General features: G+C 66.6%; 24 protein-coding genes. 13 read left to right on the top strand and 11 right to left on the bottom strand.

Annotation, left to right across the window (positions count from 1 at the left end; genetic code table 11):
* Positions 1–55: 55 nt before the first annotated feature.
* The 4 genes from RMP10_RS10105 to RMP10_RS10090 are packed head-to-tail and all read left to right on the top strand — an operon-like array spanning position 56 to position 3,943.
* On the top strand, positions 56–301 hold the full coding sequence (locus RMP10_RS10105; RefSeq protein ID WP_310570177.1) for a hypothetical protein: 246 nt from the start codon (positions 56–58) through the stop codon (positions 299–301).
* Positions 298–1,296: a COX15/CtaA family protein gene (locus tag RMP10_RS10100; protein ID WP_310570176.1), complete on the top strand. Its 999-nt coding sequence runs from the start codon at positions 298–300 to the stop codon at positions 1,294–1,296. Before RMP10_RS10105 ends, RMP10_RS10100 begins: the two co-directional genes overlap by 4 nt.
* Positions 1,293–2,201 carry a heme o synthase gene (locus RMP10_RS10095; RefSeq protein ID WP_309672581.1) on the top strand — a complete coding sequence of 303 codons (909 nt, stop codon included), beginning with the start codon at positions 1,293–1,295 and terminating at the stop codon, positions 2,199–2,201. Before RMP10_RS10100 ends, RMP10_RS10095 begins: the two co-directional genes overlap by 4 nt.
* A complete protein-coding gene (locus RMP10_RS10090; RefSeq protein ID WP_310570175.1) occupies positions 2,198–3,943 on the top strand; it encodes an ABC transporter transmembrane domain-containing protein in 1,746 nt (581 codons plus the stop codon). The genes RMP10_RS10095 and RMP10_RS10090 overlap by 4 nt, the downstream gene beginning before the upstream one ends.
* 160 nt (positions 3,944–4,103) lie before the next feature.
* Here the strand turns inward: RMP10_RS10090 and RMP10_RS10085 are convergent, their stop codons facing one another.
* The 3 genes from RMP10_RS10085 to RMP10_RS10075 all read right to left on the bottom strand — a co-directional run bounded on the left by RMP10_RS10085 (position 4,104) and on the right by RMP10_RS10075 (position 6,880).
* A complete protein-coding gene (locus tag RMP10_RS10085) occupies positions 4,104–4,949 on the bottom strand; it encodes a carboxypeptidase-like regulatory domain-containing protein (protein ID WP_310570174.1) in 846 nt (281 codons plus the stop codon).
* Positions 4,946–6,127, bottom strand: a complete 1,182-nt coding sequence (locus RMP10_RS10080; protein ID WP_310570173.1) for a M24 family metallopeptidase — start codon at positions 6,125–6,127, stop codon at positions 4,946–4,948. The genes RMP10_RS10085 and RMP10_RS10080 overlap by 4 nt, the downstream gene beginning before the upstream one ends.
* A 69-nt stretch (positions 6,128–6,196) precedes the next feature.
* Positions 6,197–6,880, bottom strand: coding sequence for a hypothetical protein (locus RMP10_RS10075; protein WP_310570172.1), 684 nt, complete (start codon positions 6,878–6,880; stop codon positions 6,197–6,199).
* Positions 6,881–7,031: 151 nt separating this feature from the next.
* Here RMP10_RS10075 and RMP10_RS10070 point away from each other — a divergent pair, with 151 nt between their 5' ends.
* The 7 genes from RMP10_RS10070 to fabF all read left to right on the top strand — a co-directional run bounded on the left by RMP10_RS10070 (position 7,032) and on the right by fabF (position 12,600).
* On the top strand, positions 7,032–7,343 hold the full coding sequence (locus RMP10_RS10070) for a hypothetical protein (RefSeq protein WP_310570171.1): 312 nt from the start codon (positions 7,032–7,034) through the stop codon (positions 7,341–7,343).
* A gap of 23 nt (positions 7,344–7,366) precedes the next feature.
* A complete protein-coding gene (locus RMP10_RS10065; RefSeq protein WP_310570170.1) occupies positions 7,367–8,200 on the top strand; it encodes a DUF92 domain-containing protein in 834 nt (277 codons plus the stop codon).
* 104 nt (positions 8,201–8,304) lie between these two features.
* Complete coding sequence (locus tag RMP10_RS10060) at positions 8,305–9,546, top strand: FAD-dependent oxidoreductase (RefSeq protein WP_310570169.1); 1,242 nt, start codon at positions 8,305–8,307, stop codon at positions 9,544–9,546.
* The gene (locus RMP10_RS10055) at positions 9,546–10,019 is read left to right on the top strand and encodes a flavin reductase family protein (protein ID WP_309672974.1); all 474 of its coding nucleotides are present in this window, start codon (positions 9,546–9,548) and stop codon (positions 10,017–10,019) included. Before RMP10_RS10060 ends, RMP10_RS10055 begins: the two co-directional genes overlap by 1 nt.
* 17 nt (positions 10,020–10,036) lie before the next feature.
* Positions 10,037–10,774 (top strand): methyltransferase domain-containing protein, encoded by a 738-nt coding sequence (locus RMP10_RS10050; RefSeq protein WP_310570168.1) that lies wholly within the window; start codon positions 10,037–10,039, stop codon positions 10,772–10,774.
* Between the two features lie 6 nt (positions 10,775–10,780).
* Complete coding sequence (locus RMP10_RS10045) at positions 10,781–11,314, top strand: SRPBCC family protein (protein ID WP_310570167.1); 534 nt, start codon at positions 10,781–10,783, stop codon at positions 11,312–11,314.
* Positions 11,311–12,600: a beta-ketoacyl-ACP synthase II gene (gene fabF / locus RMP10_RS10040; RefSeq protein ID WP_310570166.1), complete on the top strand. Its 1,290-nt coding sequence runs from the start codon at positions 11,311–11,313 to the stop codon at positions 12,598–12,600. The genes RMP10_RS10045 and fabF overlap by 4 nt, the downstream gene beginning before the upstream one ends.
* 129 nt (positions 12,601–12,729) lie before the next feature.
* Here fabF and RMP10_RS10035 read toward each other — a convergent pair whose 3' ends face one another.
* Genes RMP10_RS10035 through RMP10_RS10000 form a run of 8 tightly spaced genes read right to left on the bottom strand, consistent with a single transcriptional unit; the run spans position 12,730 to position 18,532 of the window.
* Positions 12,730–13,269 (bottom strand): inorganic diphosphatase, encoded by a 540-nt coding sequence (locus RMP10_RS10035; RefSeq protein WP_310570165.1) that lies wholly within the window; start codon positions 13,267–13,269, stop codon positions 12,730–12,732.
* A 28-nt stretch (positions 13,270–13,297) separates the two neighbouring features.
* Positions 13,298–14,269: a porphobilinogen synthase gene (gene hemB, locus RMP10_RS10030; protein WP_310570164.1), complete on the bottom strand. Its 972-nt coding sequence runs from the start codon at positions 14,267–14,269 to the stop codon at positions 13,298–13,300.
* Positions 14,269–15,261, bottom strand: coding sequence for a hydroxymethylbilane synthase (gene hemC / locus RMP10_RS10025; RefSeq protein ID WP_310570163.1), 993 nt, complete (start codon positions 15,259–15,261; stop codon positions 14,269–14,271). The genes hemB and hemC overlap by 1 nt, the downstream gene beginning before the upstream one ends.
* Before the next feature lie 28 nt (positions 15,262–15,289).
* Entirely contained in the window at positions 15,290–16,084 is a 795-nt protein-coding gene (locus RMP10_RS10020) for a uroporphyrinogen-III synthase (protein WP_310570162.1), read from the bottom strand.
* An 18-nt stretch (positions 16,085–16,102) separates the two neighbouring features.
* A complete protein-coding gene (locus RMP10_RS10015; protein WP_310570161.1) occupies positions 16,103–16,321 on the bottom strand; it encodes a hypothetical protein in 219 nt (72 codons plus the stop codon).
* Complete coding sequence (gene ccsA / locus RMP10_RS10010; protein WP_310570160.1) at positions 16,318–17,034, bottom strand: cytochrome c biogenesis protein CcsA; 717 nt, start codon at positions 17,032–17,034, stop codon at positions 16,318–16,320. Before ccsA ends, RMP10_RS10015 begins: the two co-directional genes overlap by 4 nt.
* A gap of 2 nt (positions 17,035–17,036) precedes the next feature.
* On the bottom strand, positions 17,037–17,765 hold the full coding sequence (locus RMP10_RS10005) for a heme exporter protein CcmB (RefSeq protein ID WP_310570159.1): 729 nt from the start codon (positions 17,763–17,765) through the stop codon (positions 17,037–17,039).
* Positions 17,762–18,532, bottom strand: coding sequence for an ABC transporter ATP-binding protein (locus RMP10_RS10000; RefSeq protein ID WP_310570158.1), 771 nt, complete (start codon positions 18,530–18,532; stop codon positions 17,762–17,764). Before RMP10_RS10000 ends, RMP10_RS10005 begins: the two co-directional genes overlap by 4 nt.
* An 87-nt stretch (positions 18,533–18,619) precedes the next feature.
* Between RMP10_RS10000 and acs the strand changes: the two genes are divergently transcribed.
* Positions 18,620–20,584: an acetate--CoA ligase gene (acs, locus tag RMP10_RS09995; protein ID WP_310570157.1), complete on the top strand. Its 1,965-nt coding sequence runs from the start codon at positions 18,620–18,622 to the stop codon at positions 20,582–20,584.
* Between the two features lie 378 nt (positions 20,585–20,962).
* Positions 20,963–21,337 carry a hypothetical protein gene (locus RMP10_RS09990; RefSeq protein WP_310570156.1) on the top strand — a complete coding sequence of 125 codons (375 nt, stop codon included), beginning with the start codon at positions 20,963–20,965 and terminating at the stop codon, positions 21,335–21,337.
* Positions 21,338–21,340 lie beyond the last annotated feature (3 nt).

The following is a 21,340-nucleotide window of genomic DNA, read 5'->3' as shown; positions in this document are numbered from 1 at the left end:
GTAGTACGCCGCGCGCAGTACCGCACGGGGTGCCGTCGTCTACTTTTCACAGGCCATGACTTCCGTCCTCACTGTGACCCTTCCGCCGGCTGTTGTGACCGCGCTGTTCTGGAGCGCCGTTGTAGCCTGCGTGTTCGCGCAACTGTTCATTTTGCGCGCCGTCTTTCGTACGCTGCCCATCCTGCCGTCGTCCTCTCAGGTTCCGACGCCGCACCGTCTCACGGAAATCCTGTGGGTGGTCCTGCCGGTCGGTGGACTGATCGCCGTCTTCATTGGCGCGTATCGCGCCCTGCCTCTATGACCACGTCTCTCCCGCTTCCGCCGGCGTCGGTGCGTCGGTCCGCCTACGCCGCGCTGTTCGTCTCGCTGGTGCACATCATTTTCGGCGCGATCGTGCGCATTTCCGGCTCCGGCATGGGATGCGGCGACAACTGGCCGAAGTGCTACGGCTACTGGTTTCCGCCCCTCGAGCGCATGGACCTCATCATCGAGGTGTTCCATCGCTATCTCGCCATCGCGCTGTTCATCAGCATTGCCGTGTTGGTGGCGAGTGCTTGGCAACATCGTGCGCATCCGTCGGTAGGGGGACGCGGTGGCGTGTGGAACGCCTCGCGGGTGGCGCTGGGACTCTGGTTCGCGCCGGCGCTGTTCGGTGCCGTGACGGTGTTCACCGGCAACCCGGCATGGGCGACCGTCGTGCACAAACTGTTGGCCGCGTCGCTGCTGGCGGTGCTCACGGTGGCAACGATTCGCGCCGGTGGACTCGGCGGGACTTCGATCCTGAGCGCCAAGGGTACAGCCAAGGCCGTCGGTGGTGCCACGGGCGCCGCAGTGCTGGCGTTGCTGGTGGTGCTGTTGGGCGGACTGACCGCAAAGATTCCCGGCGCGGCGGTGGCCTGCGCCGGCTTCCCGCTGTGCGGTGAAGGCTCGCTCGGTGGCGGGGCGCAGCATGTGCAGCTCACGCATCGCATTCTCGCGTATTTGTTGGTCGCGCACCTGATCTCGCTGCCCATGATTTTCCGCAAGCGCTTTGAACCCGCAGCGGTGTTGCGGGCGGCGTGGATCGGGCTCGGGCTCGGGGCGCTGCAGGTGGTGTGGGCCGGCTGGATGGTGACCGGTGGATTCCCTGGCGTGGTGCGCTCGCTGCATCAGGCCACGGGCATTTTGATCTGGGTGACGGCGTTCGCCATGGTCTATCTGGCACGCATCGCCGCCGGCCGGACGGTGGTGGCGTCGCAAGCGAAGGGAGCAGGCACCGCTCCGGTGTCGGCTCGTGCAGTTCCATCGGTATCATGACCGGAGTCGCGCTGGACCCCGACAAAACGCCAACACCACTCTCGCGTGATCTGATCGCGCTGACCAAGCCGCGGATCATCTCGCTCCTGCTCGTCACGACGGTCGCGCCGATGTATGCGGCGGGCTCGCCGACGTTGCTGAGCGTGCTGTTGGTCAGCATCGGCGGCTATCTCATGGCCGGCGGCGCGAACGCGGTGAACATGTATCTCGATCGCGATATCGACGACGTCATGGCACGTACGCGCCTGCGTCCGATCCCGAGCGGACGCATGTCGCCGATCCAGGTGCTGGCCTTCGGTGTGGCCTGCGCGACCTTTGCTACGTGGATGCTGGCGCACTTCGTCAATGTGCTCACGGCCGGACTCGCGCTGGCCGGTTTCTACTTCTACGTGTTCATCTACACGCGCTGGCTCAAGCGCTCGTCGCCGCAGAACATCGTGATCGGTGGCGCGGCCGGCGCGTTCCCGCCCTTGGTGGGGTGGGCGGCGGTCACGGGCACGCTCGACGTGTCGGCGCTGTGCCTGTTCCTGATCGTGTTCTACTGGACGCCGCCGCACTTCTGGGCGCTCGCCCTGCTCAAACAGGTGGACTACGGCCGCGCCAAGGTGCCGATGGCCCCGCTGGTGTGGGGTGAACGCGAAACGATGTACCAGATGGTGTGGTATACCGTGATCCTCATCGTCCTCACGCTGTTGCCGGTGCTGTTCGGCGCGTTCGGCACGCTGTACCTGTTGTCGGCCATCGTGTTGAACGCGCTGCTCATGGGCGGCGTGCTCAAGGTGCTCTTCGCGGCCCGCGCATCGAAGCCCTGGACCGGTCCGGCGTGGTGGGTCTACAAGTATTCGCTGCTGTATCTGGCGCTGCTCTTCCTCGCGATGGCGGTTGATCGGGCGATCACGCGGTGACGCCTCGCCGTTCGGTGTCGCCGCGCCCGCTGGCGCGCCTGGCGCCACTGGTGCGGCCGTACACCGCGCGACTGGCCGTCGCTTTTCTCTTCCTGGTCGTCGCGGCTGCGGCGGGGCTCGTGTTCCCCGCCGTGTTGCGTTACCTGCTCGACGCCGCCTTCGAACTGAAAGACCGCGGTGCCCTCGACCGCATCGCGCTCGGCCTCCTCGGCGTGTTCGCGGTGCAAGGCGTCGCGAACTTCGTGCAGGTGTTTTTGCTCAGCTCCTCCACCGAGCGGATCGTCGCCACGCTGCGCGAGCAGACGTTCGCGCATCTCATCCGGTTGTCGCCGGCGTTCTTCACCGAACGTCGCACCGGTGAACTCACCAGTCGACTCAGCAGCGACCTCGCCCTGCTGCAGTCGCTGCTGAGCACCTGGATCTCCGAACTCTCGCGGCAGACGCTGTTTCTCATCGGCGGCATCGCGATGATGTTCGTGACGAACCCGCGGCTCACCCTCACCACGCTGGCCGTGGTGCCGCTGGTGGTCGGCGCCGCCTTCACGTTCGGTCGCGCGCTGCGCAAGGCCAGCACGAGTGTGCAGGACCGCATCGGCGAGGCGATGGGCATGGCCGATGAATCGTTCGGCTCCATTCGCACCGTGCAGAGCTTCACACGCGAAGGGATCGAGACCGAGCGCTTTGGCGCGGTGTTGCACGACCTGGTGGGCGTGGCGGTGTACCGCGCGCGCATGCGCGCGCTCTTCTTCGGCGTGGTCGGCTTCGTGGCTTTCGGCTCGGTGGCGGCGGTGCTCTGGCAGGGCGGCGCGCAGGTGGTCGAGGGGAAGCTCACGGCCGGCACGCTGGTGGCGTTCCTGTTCTATGCGCTGTTCGTGGCGGCGGCGGTGGGCTCGTTGGCCACGCTGTTCGGCAACTTTCAAGAAGCCGTTGGTGCCGCCACGCGTGTGTTCGAACTGCTCGACGCCGAGCCGACGGTGCGCGACCCGGAGCATCCACACCGGTTCGCCGAGCCGGTGCGGGGTGCAGTGGCGTTGGAGTCGGTGGCGTTTCGGTACCAGCCCGATCAACCGGACGTCGTGCAGGACATTTCCCTCGTCATCGCACCAGGCGAAGTGGTCGCGTTGGTCGGGCGCTCGGGTGCCGGCAAGACCACGATCGCGAGCCTGCTGCCGCGCTTCTGGGACGTCACGTCGGGCCGCATCACGCTCGACGGCGTCGACATCCGCGACTTGTCACTCGACACGCTACGTGGTGCCATCGGCATCGTTCCGCAGGAGCCGGTGCTGTTCAGCGGCACGATCCGCGAGAACATCGCCTACGCGCGCCCCGACGCCAGCGACGCCGACGTGTTGCGGGCGGCGCAGGCCGCGCACGCGTGGGAGTTCATCGAGCGGCTCCCTGACCAGTGGAACGCACGCGTCGGTGAACGCGGCGTCAAGCTCTCGGGCGGTCAGCGTCAGCGCATCGCGATCGCGCGGGTATTCCTGAAAGATCCCGCGGTGGTGATTCTCGACGAAGCCACGTCGAGTCTCGACACCGAGAGCGAACGCTTTGTGGAGCAAGCGCTCGAACAACTCCTGGAGGGTCGCACCACGCTGCTGATCGCACACCGCCTCAGTACCGTGCGCCGCGCCGACCGCGTGGTGGTGCTCGATCAGGGGCGCATCGTGGAGACCGGCTCGCATGACGAACTGCTCGGTCGCGAAGACGGGCTCTTTGCGCGGTTGCATCAGCTGAGCTGAGCTGAACTGTTGCAAAGGCGGAGAAAACAGTTTCGCTTTTTCTCTTTTTCTCTTTTGCTCTTTTGCTCTGTGTGATCTGTTCAGTCACGGCCATGCCCTCGGCGGTCTTTGCGCGCCCTGTGCCTGTGCGTGTGCCGTTCAGCAGGGCCGCGTGTGAGCCTCAGTACGCCAGCTCCACCCGCGTCTCTACGTGCGCATCGACCCGCACCCGCTGCTGCTTGATGCCGAACCGTTCGTGCCACACCACCAGTGTGTACGATCCCGGCGGGACGTTGTCGAAACGGAACGCGCCGTCGGCGGCGGTGATCGCCACGAACGGGTGCGGCGTGACCGCCAGATAGGCGCGCACCCACGGATGCAGATCGTCGCGGATCTGCACGATCCCTGGCGTCTTGGCCGCGTCGCTGGTGGGCACCACCTGCCCGGCGTCGTTGAACAACACCGTGCCGCGTGACGCGGAGGCGCCACCCACGTCGATGAACTGCAAGCGCGTCATCATCGCGTCGCGTGACGTGATCATGACCGTGCCGCCGGCCGCGACGCGTTGCACGCGCGGATCGAGACGACAGCCGTCGAGCAGCACGCGCACACGACGCGGCGCGTCATCGCGGGGACCGGTGGCGACGCCCACCAACCACACCACGCTGTTCCCCACGCCGCCGTCGCGGCTGGGCACCAGCGATTGCGTGAACGGACGGCACACCGACAGATCGTGCGTGGGCGCAATGCTCGTGTCACGCGGCGCCCCACCGCCGATCTTCCCCACGATGAACCCGCTGCTCGCCTGCGCCGAGACGGTGTACCGCATGCCGTCGGCGCCGCCAGCCGCGCGTGTCAGCGACAACAGGGCACTGTCGCGTGGGACCGCGCTCGCGTGATCGGATCCGGGGATCACCGGTACATCCGCAATGCGGCCGTTCGCCTCATTCGACGCCCGCGACTCGCCGCAGGCGACGAGTGCCGCCAACAACACCAGCCTCCCACGGCCGTACACGCGAGCCGTCAAACCACGATCAGGTCGCGCTGCACGTCGCCGGGCGTCACCAGCAAAGAATCCATGGCCACGTACGCGTTCACTTCCGACCGCACCCCCAACTCGCCGGGCAGGTAGATGCCCGGTTCGATCGAGAAGCCCACGCCCGGTATCAGCAGACGATCATCACGTGATTCCAGGTTGTCGATCTGCGGACCCGAGCCGTGCAGTTCGCGCGAGTCGATGCTGTGCCCCGTGCGATGCCAGAACTGCGGGCCGAAGCCGCGCGCTTCGATCACCGCGCGCGCTGCATCGTCGGCTTCACCGCCGCGGACCGGCAGGCCGGCCGTGATGCGGCTCTGCAGCAGCGACAGCGCGGCATCACGCGCATCGCGCACCGCTTCCCACACCGTCACCACGCGCTCCGTCGGTGCGCCCATCGACGCCATCCACGTTTGGTCGGCGTACACTCCGCCGTGCTTCTCGCGCGCCCACAAGTCGATCAGCAGCGTATCGCCGCGCTGAATGAGACGGGGCGAGGCGGCCGACGGCATGTAGTGCGGATTGGCCGCGTTCTCGCTAGCGGCGACATCGGGGCCGTGATGCGTCTCGAGGCCGGCGCGCTCGAACGCTTCGAGAATGCGCGCCTGCAGCTCATGCTCAGCCACCGGTGTGCCCAGCGCGACCATGTCGCCAGCATACACGATCGCGCCGTGCGCGATGTGCATGATGCGTTCGGCGGCCCGCTCGTGCGACAGCAGCTGGTCTGGAGTCCACGTGGCGTAGATCTGCGACACGAGATCACCAGAGCAGACCACCGTTGCGCCCGCCGCACGCACCATCTCCAGCACACCCGCGGGCACACGATCGAGATACGGAATCGCGTCACCCGGCGAGTACTCCATCGCCACCCGCTTGCCCTGCACCAGCGACGCCACTCCCGACTCGAGCGCGCGCCAGCCGCTGTAGGTGCGCAGCGGCCATGCCTTTGGCCACTGCGCCCACGGACCGGGTTCGATCGCATGTGCGATACCGATCGGCAGGCCTTCGCGCGGAATGAGCGCGAACACGCGACGCGATACGAGGCCGTCGAAGCCGAGCAGCCCGGAGGCGATGGCGTTTGTACCGCGGAAGTCGTAAAGCAACCATCCGTCGAGATCGGCGTCGGCAAGCAACTGCTGCAGACGCGGCAGCATTTCGGGGGTCAGCATAGCAGTCGGGAGGTCAGGAGCAGTGCACCATCGACGCCCGCCGACGATTCGGCGGGGCCTGTCATCAAATCAGCGGCGACGCCACTCGGCGCGCCACTGACAGTGGCGATCCCCGCGCGTGCGGCACATCACATGCTCGATCGCTCCATCGGCGTCGGCGAGCAGGAGCAGGGCTTCCCGGAAGGCCGCCTCGTAGAGACCGCAGCCGACGGCACGCGCCGCCGCATCGGCAGACACGGGCGATTCCACGTCGAGCAGCAACGTGCTGCCCTGGCGCACGAGCACGCCATTCATGTACCGACGCGAGAGGTTGCGGAGCAAGCGTAACGCGATCGGACGTCCGATCAGCGACGGCAGCGATCGGGCCCCTCCGCGCTGCAGCCCGCTGATCGTCATCACGTAGGAGCGCGCCCAGCGTCGTCCGGCTTCGCGGAACGCCAAGTCGGCATCGGGACGGCGGCCGATGAGCCGCGCGAGGGCGAGCACCTCATCGAAGCCCACGCGCTGACGAGCCCGGACGGCGTCGCTGTAGCGACGGATCTGCTGGTAGACCGTGTCGCTGAGGCCGAGTCGCTTGTTGCGCAGCTCATGCACCAGCTCGGCATCGAGCTCCGCCTCCGGCGTGTCGATCGCCTTGACGGCCTCGAGCAGCGCCAGCGGGAGCCGCGCGTCGAGCGGCTTGCCGGACAGCACCAGCGTGAGATCAGCGGGGACAGTGGCGCGGGCGGGCCGGCCGTCAATCAGAGAGGACACAGGGAGGATGCTAACGTGTCCCCGGTCACGATTACAAGCGCACACGGTCGCAAAGAGACGGCGAACATGACGAGATCGATGCGACCGACCGTTCCATAGTTCGGCTCGTCATCTTGCGCGCCGGCGATGCGACAAGCAGCGTGTTCCGTAGATGGCTCAGCACCTCCCGCCCGACGCCCCCGCGGCGCCTCTCATCGACTGCGCGCACATCCGGCTGCATCTGGATGCCTTCGTGGATGGTGAGCTCACCGCCTTCGATGATCGCGACCGCCCGCTGACGCAGGTAGTGGGCGCGCATCTGCGCGAGTGCGTGTCCTGTGCGCGCCTCGAACGTCAGCTGCAGGCGCTGCGCACCGCGTTGCACGCCTTTGGGCAACGGGAGCAGGCGACGATGCGCGCGAGCGACGAGCTGCGACAGCGCGCAGAACAGATCCTCTCGTCACGCAGAGCGAGATCACGCTGACCGACATCACGCTGACCCAGATCGTGCCGGCGGCCGTGCCCGCGTGGTTGAGCGTGGCCGGTCCGTCCGCGTCGGTAGCGCTGGGCCTCGCGATACTCATCGCCGGAGCCGCGTGGCGCTCCGGCAGCCTGCGAACCAGCGGGGCGCTCGCCGCGTCGGCGGTGGGAGCGATCGCCCTTCGCGCCGGCTGGCCATGGGGCGGCTTTCTGATCTGCTGGTTCGCGTGGGCCACACTTGGCTCACGTTTGGGACGCGCCCGGAAGGAGCAACGCACGGCCGGTGTGGTGGAGAAAGGCGCGCAACGCGACGCCGTCCAGGTGCTGGCCAACGGCGGCGTCTTCGCGATCGCGGCAGCAGTGGCCCTTTTTCGCGGAGATCCTGCCTCACAGGCGGCACTATGGGGCACAGCCGCCCTCGCCGCGGCCGGTGCCGACACGCTCGGTACGGAAATCGGCACCTGGATCGGCGGCACGCCGCGCTCCGTTCGCAACTGGCGTCAGGTGCCCACCGGTACTTCCGGTGCGGTGAGCGCGGCGGGAAGCGCGGCCACGGTGGTGAGCGCGCTCGTGCTGACCGCCATCGCGGTGGCCATCGGACTCGTACCGGCGGCGCGGTGGTGGATCGTGGCCGTGGCGGCAGTGTTCGGGGCGATCGTCGACACCGTCGCCGGTGCCCTCGTGCAGCAGAGACGCTGGTGTCCCTCGTGCGAGACGGCCACCGAGCAGGCGCGCCACTCGTGCGGCACGGACACCCGGCACCGGGGTGGCTGGCGATGGCTTGGCAACGACGAGGTGAACTTCGTGTGCACGGCGTCGGCGGCCCTGTTGGCCTGGCTGACCGCGGGCGCGTCCGCATAGCGACGCCCGGCTGGCCCTTCGCTTGCACACGGGATCTGTGTGCCCGCTCGGGGAGTTAGGTTCTCAGGATTCCTCTGGTTTTGCGATGCCTCCTTCCGAGCCCCATGTCCGACTACTCGCGCGCCTGGCAGGTGATCGTCGTGGGCGGAGGCCCCGCCGGCAGTTCGGCGGCCTGGCATCTCGCCACGGCGGGGCTCGAGGTGTGCCTGCTCGACCGGGCTCGGTTTCCACGGGCCAAGCCGTGTGCTGAGTACGTCAGCCCGGAGGCCAGCCGCATTCTCGACGCGATGGGCGCGCTGGGCCATCTTGAGCAGGGTGGCGCGGCGGCGTTGACCGGCATGGTGGTGCACGCGCCATCGGGCGACCGCATTCATGGCGAGTTCGTGGCGCGTCACGGTTTTCGCGGCTTCCGCGATCGCGGGCTCGGCGTGCGACGCGAAATTCTCGACACCCTGCTCGTCGAGCGCGCGCGAGCCGCCGGCGTGTGCGTGCTCGAAGACGCCAAAGTCGAGGGCGTGACGCTCGACGCGAGCGGTACCGTGTGCGGTGTGGACGTGCGTACGCCCGACGGCATGCGCGCGATGCGCGCGTCGTTGGTGATCGGTGCCGACGGCTTGCGTTCGATCGTGTCGCGCCGACTGGAACTGGCGCATCAATCGCGGTGGCCTCGGCGCGTAGCGCTGGTGGCGCACTACCGCGACGTGGAGGGCATTGGCACGCTTGGCGAGATGCATGTGACGCGAAACGGCTATGTGGGGCTCGCCGCAGTGTCCGGTGGACTCACCAACGTGGCCTTAGTCGTGCCGCGACGCGCGGCGCAGGGGATGGCCGGCGATCCGACGGCGTTTCTCGAGGCATGGATTGCCGAACAGCCCGCGTTGCATCCGCGCTTTCGCGATGCGGTGCGGGAAACACCCGTGCGCGCGACCGGACCGTTTGCGTCGCACGCCACCCGTGCTTGGGCGCCGGGCGCGATGCTCACGGGCGACGCGGCCGACTTCTACGATCCGTTCACCGGTGAAGGCATCTATGCCGCCCTGCGCGGTGGCGAGCTGCTGGCCCCGTACGCGGTCGACGCGGTGCATGCCCGCGAACAGGCTGACTCGCGCGGAATGCGTCGTGCCCTGCGGGCCTACGAGCAGGCGCGGAAGCACACCTTTGCCGGAAAGTGGCGCGTCGAAAAGCTCATTGGAGCCGCCGTGGCTTTTCCGACGTTGATGAATCACGCCGCGCGGGTGCTGACGCGCGATCGCGATCTCGCTGACCTGTTGATCGGGGTCACGGGCGACTTCGTGCCGCCGTCGGCGGTGCTGCGCCCGCGCACCCTGCTCCGATTCCTTTCCTGATGATCGATCAAGATTTGTTCCGCGCCGTTCTGGGCCGCTTCGCTTCCGGCATCACCGTCATCACCACGCATGATGTGAACGGGACGCCGCACGGCATGACGGTGAGTGCGTTTTCCTCGCTCAGCCTCGATCCGCCGCTGGTGCTAGTGTGCATCGGCAACGACGCCACGATGGCGCCGGTGATGGCAGATGCCACGAGCTTCGCGGTCAATGTGCTCGCCGATTCGCAGGAAGCGCTCTCCCGCCGCTTTGCCGGCAAGGTGGACGATCGCTTTGCGGGCGTGGGATACGTGGACGGTGAGCTGGGCGATGCCGTGCTCGATGATGTGTTGGCATCAATGCAGTGCCGTATCGTGGCCCGCCATCCGGCCGGCGACCATGTCATTGTGGTCGGACATGTGGAACAGGCCGCGGCGCGCGATGCGAAGCCGCTGCTCTACTATCGCGGTGGCTACGCGCAGTTGGAACGATAGACTCGCGCCTCGCCTCCATGTTCACGCCGGCGCGCCGACGCGGCAGTGAGATCCTCGACGACCCCGGAGAGGATCCCGCGCTCGCGTTGCGCTCGCTGCGTGATGTCGCTTTGGCGAATCGTTTCTTTGGCGGGCGCCGCGTCGTGTTGGTCGAGGTGCGACGGGTACTGCACGCACAGCGCGCCATCGGCTCGGCGACGGGCACGCTCACCTTGCTCGACATCGGCACCGGGTTAGGCGACATCCCCCGTGCCGCGGAGCGTATGGCACAACGCATGAACGCGGACAGCGCCGTCGCACTCACCACCATCGGTGCCGAGCTCGTTCCCGCACTGGCCCGTGCAGCCAGCGCCTCGTGTACGCACGCGCTCGCTACCGACGCCATGGCGCTGCCATTTGCCGACGGCAGCATTGATATCGTGACCTGTTCGCAGGTGTTGCACCACTTCGACGGCCCGGAGGCCGATCGCCTGCTTCAGGAATGCACGCGTGTCGCACGCTCAGCGGTGATCATCGGCGACCTGCGTCGCAGCTGGTTTGCGGTGGCTGGCCTCTGGGCGGCATCGTTCCTGCTCCGGTTTCACCCCGTGAGCCGGCACGATGGCATCGTGTCGATCCTGCGCGGATTCACGCGCGACGAATTACAGTCGCTTGTGGAACGGGCCACCGGTTGCGCCGTACAGGCCCACCGAGCCCCCGGGTTCCGGGTCGTCGCCGTGTGGGCGCCGTCGCCGCGTGCCGGCGCCTGCCCGTAAATGTCCATGCCTTTTTCCTCAGCCTCGCCCATGCACGCGAACTACGAACTGGGTCCGCCACCAGCGGACCAACTGGTGACACAGATCGACGAGCGGATCGTGCGCGCCCCGGTGGCGCGCATTTTCGAGATTGCGCGCGAGGTCGAGCATTGGCCGGCGTATCTACCGCACTACCGGCTCGTACGGTTTCGTCATCGTACGCCCGATGGCGGTGGCATGGTGGAGATGGCGGCCAATCGCCCGTTCGGTCAGTTCAACTGGCCCACGTGGTGGCTGTCGGAGATGGCGGTGAATCATGACGTACCGTGGGTGCGGTTCAAGCACGTCGGTGGCGTGACCACGCGGATGGACGTGGAGTGGAGTTTCACGCCGGTCGAAGGCGGCACCCTCACGCGCATCGTGCACGTGTGGAACGGCCCGCTATGGCCGTTGATCGGACGGTTCGCGGCCACGCAGGTGATCGCTCCGGTATTCGTGCACGGCATCGCGTCGCGCACCCTGGCGGGTCTGGCCGCCGTCGCTGAACGGAATCCTTCATGACCAATCCGCCGCCGTCCTACACGACGCCCGAATCCTCCCCATCCCGACGTCGGGTGGCGATCACCGGCATCGGGTGCGTCACACCGATCGGCACAGGCGTCGAAGCGCTGTGGCAAGGGCTGCGCGCCGAGCGCTCGGCGGTGGTGCCGGCCACGCGGTTCGACGCGTCGATTTACCGTTCGCAGTGCGCGGCGCAGATCGACGACTTCGACGCTACCAAATGGATCGACGCGAAGCGCGTGAAGCGTCTCGACCGCTTCAGCGAGTTCGCGGTCGTCAGTTCGATACTGGCCCTTGAAGACGGAAAGCTCGATCTGGCCAACGAAGATCGTGATCGCGTGGGCGCGATGATGGGTACCGCACTGGGCGGCGTCGGCTACGCCGAGGAACAGGCCGCCCGCTTTTTGCACGGCGGACTGCGCGCCGTCGATGCCACGCTCGCTCTCGCCGTATTCGGCGGCTCGGCCAGCTGCAACATGGCCATCGAGTTCGGCGTGTCGGGTCCCAACTCCACCAACGCGATGAGCTGTGCGTCGGGCTCCATGGCGATCGGTGAAGCGTTCCGACAGATCCGCGACGGCTACGCCGACGTGATGCTGGCCGGCGGATCGGAAGCGCCACTGGCCACCCTATGCTTCGGTGCCTTCGCGCTCATTCGCGCGATGTCTACGCGCAACGACGATCCGGCGCGCGCGTCGCGGCCGTTCGACAAACACCGCGATGGATTCGTGATGGGCGAAGGCGGCGCCGTACTGTTGCTGGAGGAGTGGTCACACGCGGAAGCGCGTGGCGCCCGCATTTATGCGGAGCTGAGCGGCTACGGCACCACCAACGACGCGCATCACATGACCGCCCCGCGCCCCGACGGCGCGCAGGCCGCGCGATGCATGCGCAACGCGCTGCGCGATGCGTCGGTGAGCGTGGAACAGATCGACTACATCAATGCTCACGGCAGCAGCACACCGCTGAACGATCCCACTGAAACCATGGCCATCAAGCAGGTGTTCGGCGAGCACGCGTACCGTGTTCCGGTGTCGAGCACCAAGGGTTACTACGGCCACGCCCTCGGTGCTTCCGGCGCGTTCGAAGCGGCGATCAGCGCGCTCACGATTTCACGCGGCTGGATCCCGCCCACGCTCAATCTGGAAACGCCCGACGACGGCTGCGATCTGGACTACGTGCCGCAGCACGGCCGCGAGCTGAGTCCCAAGGTGGTGCTGTCGAACAGTTTTGGATTTGGCGGGATTAATGCGGCGTTGGTGATGAAGCGGGCGGCGGCCTTCTGAACTGCAAACTCCCAAGTGAGCAGGGGGGAGGGTATCAGGATGGAGGAAGCAGGTGAACAGCGCGCGGTTTACCTCCCTCCTGCCCCCTGATACCCTCCCCCCTGCTCACCTGGGAGCTTACCGTCCCCATCACGCACCCTTCAAGTACACCTCTGCATACCGCTCAATGGATCTCTGAATCACCTTGAACGCCACCTCACTTTTCTCCCATCCCTGAATCTCGACGCGCTTGCCCTCGAGATCCTTGTAGATGCCGAAGAAGTGTTCGATCTCCTTCAGGTAGTGCGCCGGCATGTCGGCGATGTCGTAGATGTCGTTGTGGTACGGATCATCGCTGGGCACGGCGAGGATCTTCTCGTCGGGCTCACCCTTGTCCAGCATCTTCAGCACGCCGATCGGGCGGCAGGTGATCTGGCACCCCGGAAACGTGGGCTCGTTGATGCGCACGAGAATGTCGAGCGGATCATTGTCCTCGTGCAGTGTGCGCGGAATGAAGCCGTAGTCGCCCGGATAGTGTACGGCCGAATACAGCACGCGATCGAGCTTGAACTGTCCGGATTCCTTGTCGAGCTCGTACTTGTTGCGCGAGCCCGCGGGAATCTCGATGATCGCGGTAACCAGCTCCGGCACATGCGGACCGGGGGGCATGTCACGCCAGGGATTGTGCATCGACGATGGGCTGTTAAAAGAAGGCAGGTCAGCGGTTGCGCAGAGCAGCGGCCGCTTCGAGTGCGAAATAGGTGATCGTCATGTCGGCACCAGCGCGTGCGATGGCCACCAGAGACTCCATCATGGCGCGATCGCCGTCGATCCAGCCGCGTTCGGCCGCGGCCTTGATCATCGAGTACTCGCCACTCACCTGATAGGCCGCGAGCGGCATCTGTGTCTCACGCTTCACGGCCGCAATGATGTCGAGATACGCGCCGGCCGGCTTCACCATCAGAATGTCGGCCCCCTCCTCCACGTCGAGCTTCACTTCGCGCAGCGCTTCGCGGCCGTTGGCCGGATCCATCTGATAGCTGCGACGATCGCCGAATGCCGGCGTCGATTCCGCCGCCTCGCGAAACGGGCCATAGAACGCCGACGCGTACTTGGCGGCGTAGCTCATGATTGGCGTCTGCGTGAAGCCACCCATGTCGAGGGCTCGGCGCATATGACCGATGCGCAGGTCCATCATGTCACTGGGCGCCACGATATCGGCACCGGCCTCGGCGTGCGCCAACGCTTCACGGGACAACAGTTCGAGCGTGGCGTCGTTGTCCACCTCGCCCGAGGGCGTGAGCAATCCGCAGTGCCCGTGATCGGTGTACTCGCACATGCATACGTCGGTCACGACCACGAGATTCGGGAACTCGCGCTTCACGGCGCGTACAGCGGCCGGCACCGGACCCTGCGGGTCCCACGCCGACGAGCCAGTCGCGTCCTTCGAGTCAGGGATACCGAATAACAGAATGCCGCCGATCTGCGCCGCGACCGCTTTCTCGGCGTCTCGCAGCATCTCATCAACCGACGTCTGCGACACACCCGGCATCGACCCGATCGGCGCACGAACGCCGGTGCCCGACCGCACGAACAGCGGCCAGATAAACTGCGCGGGATCGAGGCGCGTTTCGCGCACCATGCGACGGAGCGCCTCGGTACGCCGCAAACGACGCATGCGCATCGGCATCAGCTGGCTCCCTGCGCGGCAACCTTCTCGGCCGCCTTGGCCGCGGCCGCTTCGGCCAGCTCTTCGCGCAGCTCTTCCAGAATGCCGGCACCACCCGCGGCGTGCAGCTGCCGGGCGAGTTCGCGCCCGCTCGACGCCGGATCCTCGGCGTTGATCGGCAATCCGCCGCGCACTACGGACACGCCGTCGATCGACGCGATGATGCCGTGCAGCATCGGGCCGTATTTCGCTTCGTACGTGGTGCACGCGCCGATCGGCACCTGACAACCGCCCTCGAGCGCGGCCAGCAGCGCGCGTTCCGCCGTCACCGCCGCACGCGTGTGCGCGTGATCGAGCACGGCGAGAATCGCCGTCATGCGCTCGTCGTTCGCGCGCGCCTGCACGGCGATGGCCCCCTGCCCTGGCGCCGAGATCCAGTCGGGTGGATCCATGAACGCGACAATGCGATCGCCGAGTCCGAGGCGGCGCAATCCGGCGGCCGCGAGCAGCGCGGCGTCGACTTCACCGGCGTCGATCTTCCGCAACCGCGTGCCCACGTTGCCACGCAGTTCGCGCACGTCGAAGTCGGGACGCAGCGCGCGCAGTTGGGCGCGACGACGCAGCGACGACGTACCCACCTTGGCACCTTTCGGCAGATCCAGCAGCGTGCGCGCCGTCGTGTTCGGACCGACGACCAGCGCGTCACGCGGATCTTCCCGCTCGAGCAACGCCACGATGGTCAGCCCTTCGGGATCGGCCGTGGGCAGATCCTTCAGCGAGTGTACCGCGCAATCGGTGCGACCGGCGATGAGGTCCGCTTCGAGTTCGGCGGTAAACAGCCCCTTCTCACCGATCGCGTTGAGCGGGCGATCGAGAATGCGATCGCCGATGGTGGTGTACTCCACCAGTTCACTCGCCACGCCACGCACGGCCAGCGCAGCAGCAACTTGGCGCGCCTGACGCAGCGCCAACTCAGAGGAACGGGTTCCGATGCGGACGACAAGATCAGTCATCCTACAACTTATTGGGGCAACCGCTGGTTCAGTTAGCCCCGCAGGCCTTCACGATGCTGATCACCCACCCCTCCATCGTGGCAGCCCCCGATTCGACCTTCACGGGAAAGCCGGCCACCTTCGCGGCGCGCGCGGTCACGGGGCCGATACAGGCCACCGGCAGTCGGCCAGCATGCTCGGCCGGAAGGGCATCGAGTAACGCATCAACGGCGCTTGGCGCCGCCACCGTGACTAGATCGATCTCCCCCGATTTCACGAGCTCGCGTACCCGGGCCTGCCCCTCGGGATCGGGGGCGCTGCGATAGGCCGGCACGCTCTCCACCACGGCGCCCAGCGCCCGCAGACCGTCGGGGAGCACATCGCGGGCGGTGGCCGCGCACGGGTACAGCATGCGGGCGCCCTCGATGTCCGATCGCGACGCCATGGCATCCAACATCCCGACCGCCTGCGCGTTGTCGGGCTGCACGGTGGGAGTTCGCCAGCCGCACTTCTCCGTCGCGACCGCCGTGGCGGTGCCCACAACGGCCAAGCGCCGCGTGGCCATGGCCGCCTCGGCTCCCCGCTCGGTCACCACCCGCGCTAGGTGTTCGACGGCGTTCACACTGGTAAGCAATACCCAGTCGAATTCGGCCAATCGCCGCACGGCATCGTGCAACGGCGCGAGCTCCAGAGTTTCGATGCGGGTGAGCGGCACTTCGTACACGGTCGCTCCCTTGGCCCTCAGCGCATCGGCCAACGGCGATCCACGCTCACCGGCGCGCGTAACCGCGATGCGCACCCCCTCGAGCGGCCGCGGCTCGGGCGCGCGCGCCACCTTGATCATCGGCCGACTACCGGTTCATCATCGACCGTGCTTTGCCCGCGCCATGCGACGCAGCAGCAGCACGATGTATCCGCCGTAGGCCACCGCCGTGATCGCGTAGCCGGCCCACATATAGCCGCTGCTGTCGGGCGGGCCACCGGCCTTGGGCACATAGGCCACCTTCCCGGCCGTGTCCTGTACGGTGGCATCGGTCAACCTCGGCGCCGCGGACATCAGCGCACTGACATGCACGATCACGCCGCCTCCATCGCCGCACGCGCGTCTCGCAGCGTGGCCCAGCGGAAGCGCAACCGCAGCAACGCGAGGAACAGCAACAGGAACGCCGCCATCGACAGCCCGAACGACATCAGCATCTCGGGGGGCATCTTGGGCTTCTCCGGCGCGAGCACGACAGCCTCCGGATGCATACCGCGAAACAACTTCACCGTGAGGTGAATGAACGGCACCAACAACGCGGCCAGTGTGCCCATCACCGCCGACAGCCGCGCGCGCACTTCGACCGACTCCACGCCGCTGCGCAGCACGAGATAACCCACGACCAGCAACCAAAGGAACAGCGTGCTCGTGATGCGCGCTTCCCACACCCACCACGTGCCCCAGCTTGTGCGTGCCCACACCGGTCCCGTCACCAGCACGATGCCCATGAACACCAAGCCGACTTCGGCCGACGACTCCGCCAGGCGATCGAGGCGCTCATCCTTGATCCACAGGTACATGATGCTGCTGATGAACAGCAGGCCGCAGGCGAAGTACAACCCGATGATCGCCGCCGGCACGTGCACATAGAAGATCTTCTGCGCCGCGCCAAGCATCGCATCGATGGGCGTGAAGAAGAGCGCACGCGCACACGCCGCGATCACCGCCACGATCGCGATGGCGAGGAACGCATCGAATCCCTTCGGCGCCGGCAAGGTGGCCGAACGCGGGGCAGCAGACGACACCGACGACATACCTACTCCTCGATCGTAAACGGAAATACCACGATGCACGCGGAGACGAAGACGAGATCGAAGGCGACCAACACCTTGAGCCACGCCATGCCATCGGCGATCGGCTGACCACGCAACACCACCGCCGTGGCTTGCGCCGCGGGAATCACGAGCGGCACGAAGAAAGGCAGCGTCATCATCGGCAACAGCAACTCGGCCAGGCGCGTGTTTGAGGCGATCGCCGCGAACAACGTACCAACCGCCGACAACCCGAGGGACGCCAGCACCACGATCCCCACGATGATCCCCCACGACGGGCCGACCGAAAGATCGAAGAAGAGCGCCACGGCGGGAAGCGCCAACGCTTGAACGCACATCACGAAGACGAAGTTCGCGATCACCTTGCCCGTAAAGATGGCCTCGCGCGACACCTGCGACGCGAGCAGGCCGTCATAGGCCCGTTCCGCCAGCTCCAGTCCGAAGGAGCGGTTGAGCCCGAGCAGTCCGGAAAAAGTGAAGATGACCCAGAGCACACCGGGGGCGAGATCCATGGCCGGAATGGCCGTGGGATCCCACGTGAAACGGAAGATCACGACAGCCAGCACCGCAAAGACGGTCGCCGCCAGAAACGCGCTCCGGGTCCGGAACTCGATCAGCAGGTCTTTCCGGGCAATGCGCCAGGCGTCGGCCAGATACGACGGCGCCTTGTGGGTGGGGTCGCGATGAGTCGAACCAGCGCGCACAGCGCTCACGCCAGCCCCTCGTGCACGAGGGCGCGATACTTCGCCTGATACCCCGGCACGTCGAAGCCGGACGGCGACACCGTCTGTTCATCCACGAACTTCCCGCTCTGCATGATCGCCGAGTGGGTGGCCAGCGCGAGTCCTTCGCTGAGGTTGTGCGTGACCAGCACGAGCGTGGCCCCATCGGCCTTGAGTGCGCCCAGCGCATCGGTGAGCGCCTGCGCGCCGGTTTCGTCGAGTCCCGTGTACGGCTCGTCGAGCAGCACCAACTGCGGCCCATGCACCAGCGCGCGCGCGATCGAGACACGCTGCTGCAGTCCGCGACTGAGATAGCGCACCGCGGTGTCGGCCCGATCGAGGACACGCAACTGAGTGAGCACGCGCGTGGTGGCCCCGTCGGCGTCGATCACGCCCTGACACTCGGCGGCGAAGCGCACGTTCTCGCGCACCGACAGCGCCGGGTACAGCATGGCGTGATGTGAGATCAATCCGACCAGTCGACGCGTCTCGGCATCACCGGGTAGCGGCTGACCATGCAAACGGGTGGTCCCGGTGGTGGGCTTGAGCAGCCCACCCAGCAGGCGCAGCAGTGTGGTCTTGCCCGCGCCGTTCGGGCCAAAGAGCGCCAGACACGCGCCTTCGTGCAGCGTGATCGACACCCCATTCACGGCGCGGCGGCCGCCAAAGGCGCGCACCAGCGCCTCGGCCGTGAGCGCCGGCCCCGCGGCATTCGCGGACGCGACACCTGTCGCACCTGTTTCGTGGGGTGACTGCATCGCTCTACATTAGCAGGACGCCCGCGATCCGCGCACTCCCCCGTCGGACACCCCACCGCGCCGGTTCGTACCGGACACCAGGTCTCCATGAGCGATATCGACGTTCTCCTGCAGGAAACGCGCTCCTTTCCGCCGCCGAGCGCCTTTCGCGCCACGGCCCGTGTCCACGATTCGCGCGTACAAGAAGACGCGGCGATGGACCCGCTCAGCTTCTGGGCGCGCGAAGCCGGCGAACTGACCTGGAGCAAGCCGTGGGATTCGGTGCTGGAGTGGACGCCGCCCCACGCCAAGTGGTTCCAGGGCGGGCAGCTCAACGCCTCGGTGAATTGCGTCGATCGCCACATCCACGGGCCGCGCCGCAACAAGGCCGCGATCATCTGGGAAGGCGAACCGGGCGACCGTCGCACGTTCACGTATTGGGACATGTACCGCGAAGTCAATCTCGCGGCGAACATGCTCAAGAAGCTCGGCGTCGTGAAGGGCGATCGCGTGGCGATCTATCTGCCCATGATTCCTGAAGCGATCTTCGCGATGCTGGCCTGCGCGCGCATTGGCGCCGTGCATACGGTGGTCTTCGGTGGCTTCTCACCGGAATCGCTGCGCGACCGCATCAACGATTGCGGGTGCAAGGTGCTGATCACCGCTGACGGCGGCTATCGTCGCGGACAGATGCTGCCGCTCAAGCGCAACGCTGACGAAGCGATCAAGGAGTGCCCCACCATCGAGCATGTACTGGTGGTGATGCGTCGTCGCAGTGGTGTGGGCGACGAAACGTTCGCCGAGATGGAGGAAGGTCGCGATCACTGGTGGCATCGCATGAAGCGGCAGGTGCCGAAGTATTGCGAACCCGAAGTGATGGACGCCGAAGACCTGCTGTTCATTCTCTACACGTCGGGCACCACGGGCAAACCGAAGGGCATCGTACACACGACCGGCGGCTACATGACCGGCGTGGCCAGCACCACCAAGTACGTGTTCGATTTAAAGGAAGAAGACGTGTACTGGTGCACCGCCGACATCGGCTGGATCACCGGGCACTCCTACATGGTGTACGGTCCGCTCGCCAACGGCGCCACGCAGATCGTGTACGAAGGCGCGCCCGACTGGCCTGACAAGGATCGCTTCTGGCAGATCTGCGAACGGTATGGCGTTTCCATTTTCTACACCGCCCCCACGGCGATTCGCGCGTTCATGAAGTGGGGTACGCCGTACGTCGAGAAACACGATCTGTCGGAGCTGCGCCTACTGGGATCGGTGGGCGAACCGATCAATCCGGAAGCGTGGATGTGGTACCACAAGCACATCGGGCAGGAGCGTTGTCCGATCGTGGACACGTGGTGGCAAACGGAAACCGGCGCGATCATGATCACGCCGCTGCCGGGTGTGACGGCGACCAAACCCGGCTCGGCGACCACACCATTCCCTGGCATCAAGACGGCGCTACTCGACAGCGCCGGCAACGAGATCGGCGTCGGTGGTGGTTTGCTGGCGATCACGCATCCGTGGCCGAGCATGCTGCGCACGATCTGGGGCGACGACGCGCGCTATGTCGACACGTATTTCACCAAGTGGCCGAACCGTCCCGACGTGTACTTCCCGGGCGACGGTGCCAAGCGCGACGAGGACGGCTATCTCTGGATTCTCGGTCGCGTGGACGACGTGTTGAACGTGGCCGGTCATCGCATCGGCACGATGGAAGTGGAGAGCGCGCTGGTGGATCACCCGGCGGTGGCGGAAGCCGCGGTGGTGGGCAAGGCGCACGAGATCAAGGGTCAGGCGATCGCGGCGTTCGTGTCGCTGCGCGCCGGGTTCACACCGAGCGGCAGTTTGCGCGACGAACTGCGCGAGCATGTGGCGATGAAGATCGGCGCGCTCGCTCGGCCTGACGACATTCTGTTCAGCGCGGATTTGCCGAAAACGCGCTCAGGCAAGATCATGCGTCGCCTGCTGCGGGACATCGCTGAGGGTCGCGCGCTTGGTGACACCACGACGCTGGCCGATCCTTCCGTGGTGGCCTCGCTGAAAGATCAGTATGAGGCGCAGGAGTCCTGAGTAACTGCACTTGAACTGCGCGGGTGTGCGGGAACGCCCGGGCCGCTCCGGGTCGATCCCGTTCGCCGCTTGGCTAGCGGGGGGACGGGCTTGGGTTTGCCGCGCCGGTGAGGGGCGGCCCCCCGCAGAGATCGGCTCACGGGACGCCCGTCGCGCCCGTGCTCGCGCCGGCGCGGGGGGCGGGCGGACTCCTGACCCGCGGGGTGGGCTTCGCGACGCATTTGGGTTGGAGCGGCGCTTGTGGTGCACGGCCCGCGCGGGTCTTGGCGGATGCACTACGATCTGTGCGGAAAACGCCTCAGGCACGAGATTCGCACGGGGAGTGATCGTGGTCACAGGGTTCGAAACACGCGCCCCCTCAAATTCGTCAGTAGCCATATGTCTATTCTGAACAAACTTTTTCCCGAAACGCTGTTCCCCCGCAAGCTGTCGGCCGATACCGAGCAGCGGTTGCGGCTGGTGCAGGCGCGCGCGGAAGAGGCGCTGATTCGAACGCATGTTGAGAACGCGCTGCTCTTCGTCGACACGCTGTCCACCGACGTGGGCTATGAGCGCGCGCTCGACATTTACGTGCGAGAGATGGGTGTGCCCGATCCGCTGGCGTCCGTGGTGGCTACCCGCGCGCTGGTGGCGTTGGGCGAAGCGCTCGTACCGGCGGCCACTTTCAATGCCGTGAACGACGAAGGCACCGCTGACGCGATGCCTATTCCGAGATTGCGACTCGATGAAGCGGCGGCGCGACGGCGGGCGTAACCC

The sequence above is a fragment of the Gemmatimonas sp. genome, assembly GCF_031426495.1.
GTDB lineage: Bacteria > Gemmatimonadota > Gemmatimonadetes > Gemmatimonadales > Gemmatimonadaceae > Gemmatimonas.
Note: the sequence above shows the minus strand (reverse complement) of the source record. Positions and strands in the feature narration are given on the sequence as shown.

Bases quoted from the DNA above. Each gene is read 5' to 3' on its own strand.
- RMP10_RS10105 (WP_310570177.1), top strand. From the start codon at position 56: ATGACTTCCGTCCTCACTGTGACCCTTCCGCCGGCTGTTGTGACCGCG.
- RMP10_RS10100 (WP_310570176.1), top strand. From the start codon at position 298: ATGACCACGTCTCTCCCGCTTCCGCCGGCGTCGGTGCGTCGGTCCGCC.
- RMP10_RS10095 (WP_309672581.1), top strand. From the start codon at position 1,293: ATGACCGGAGTCGCGCTGGACCCCGACAAAACGCCAACACCACTCTCG.
- RMP10_RS10080 (WP_310570173.1), bottom strand. From the start codon at position 6,127: ATGCTGACCCCCGAAATGCTGCCGCGTCTGCAGCAGTTGCTTGCCGAC.
- RMP10_RS10070 (WP_310570171.1), top strand. From the start codon at position 7,032: ATGGCTCAGCACCTCCCGCCCGACGCCCCCGCGGCGCCTCTCATCGAC.
- RMP10_RS10060 (WP_310570169.1), top strand. From the start codon at position 8,305: ATGTCCGACTACTCGCGCGCCTGGCAGGTGATCGTCGTGGGCGGAGGC.
- RMP10_RS10055 (WP_309672974.1), top strand. From the start codon at position 9,546: ATGATCGATCAAGATTTGTTCCGCGCCGTTCTGGGCCGCTTCGCTTCC.
- RMP10_RS10050 (WP_310570168.1), top strand. From the start codon at position 10,037: ATGTTCACGCCGGCGCGCCGACGCGGCAGTGAGATCCTCGACGACCCC.
- RMP10_RS10045 (WP_310570167.1), top strand. From the start codon at position 10,781: ATGCCTTTTTCCTCAGCCTCGCCCATGCACGCGAACTACGAACTGGGT.
- fabF (WP_310570166.1), top strand. From the start codon at position 11,311: ATGACCAATCCGCCGCCGTCCTACACGACGCCCGAATCCTCCCCATCC.
- RMP10_RS10035 (WP_310570165.1), bottom strand. From the start codon at position 13,269: ATGCACAATCCCTGGCGTGACATGCCCCCCGGTCCGCATGTGCCGGAG.
- hemB (WP_310570164.1), bottom strand. From the start codon at position 14,269: ATGCCGATGCGCATGCGTCGTTTGCGGCGTACCGAGGCGCTCCGTCGC.
- hemC (WP_310570163.1), bottom strand. From the start codon at position 15,261: ATGACTGATCTTGTCGTCCGCATCGGAACCCGTTCCTCTGAGTTGGCG.
- RMP10_RS10020 (WP_310570162.1), bottom strand. From the start codon at position 16,084: ATGATCAAGGTGGCGCGCGCGCCCGAGCCGCGGCCGCTCGAGGGGGTG.
- ccsA (WP_310570160.1), bottom strand. From the start codon at position 17,034: ATGTCGTCGGTGTCGTCTGCTGCCCCGCGTTCGGCCACCTTGCCGGCG.
- RMP10_RS10000 (WP_310570158.1), bottom strand. From the start codon at position 18,532: ATGCAGTCACCCCACGAAACAGGTGCGACAGGTGTCGCGTCCGCGAAT.
- acs (WP_310570157.1), top strand. From the start codon at position 18,620: ATGAGCGATATCGACGTTCTCCTGCAGGAAACGCGCTCCTTTCCGCCG.
- RMP10_RS09990 (WP_310570156.1), top strand. From the start codon at position 20,963: ATGTCTATTCTGAACAAACTTTTTCCCGAAACGCTGTTCCCCCGCAAG.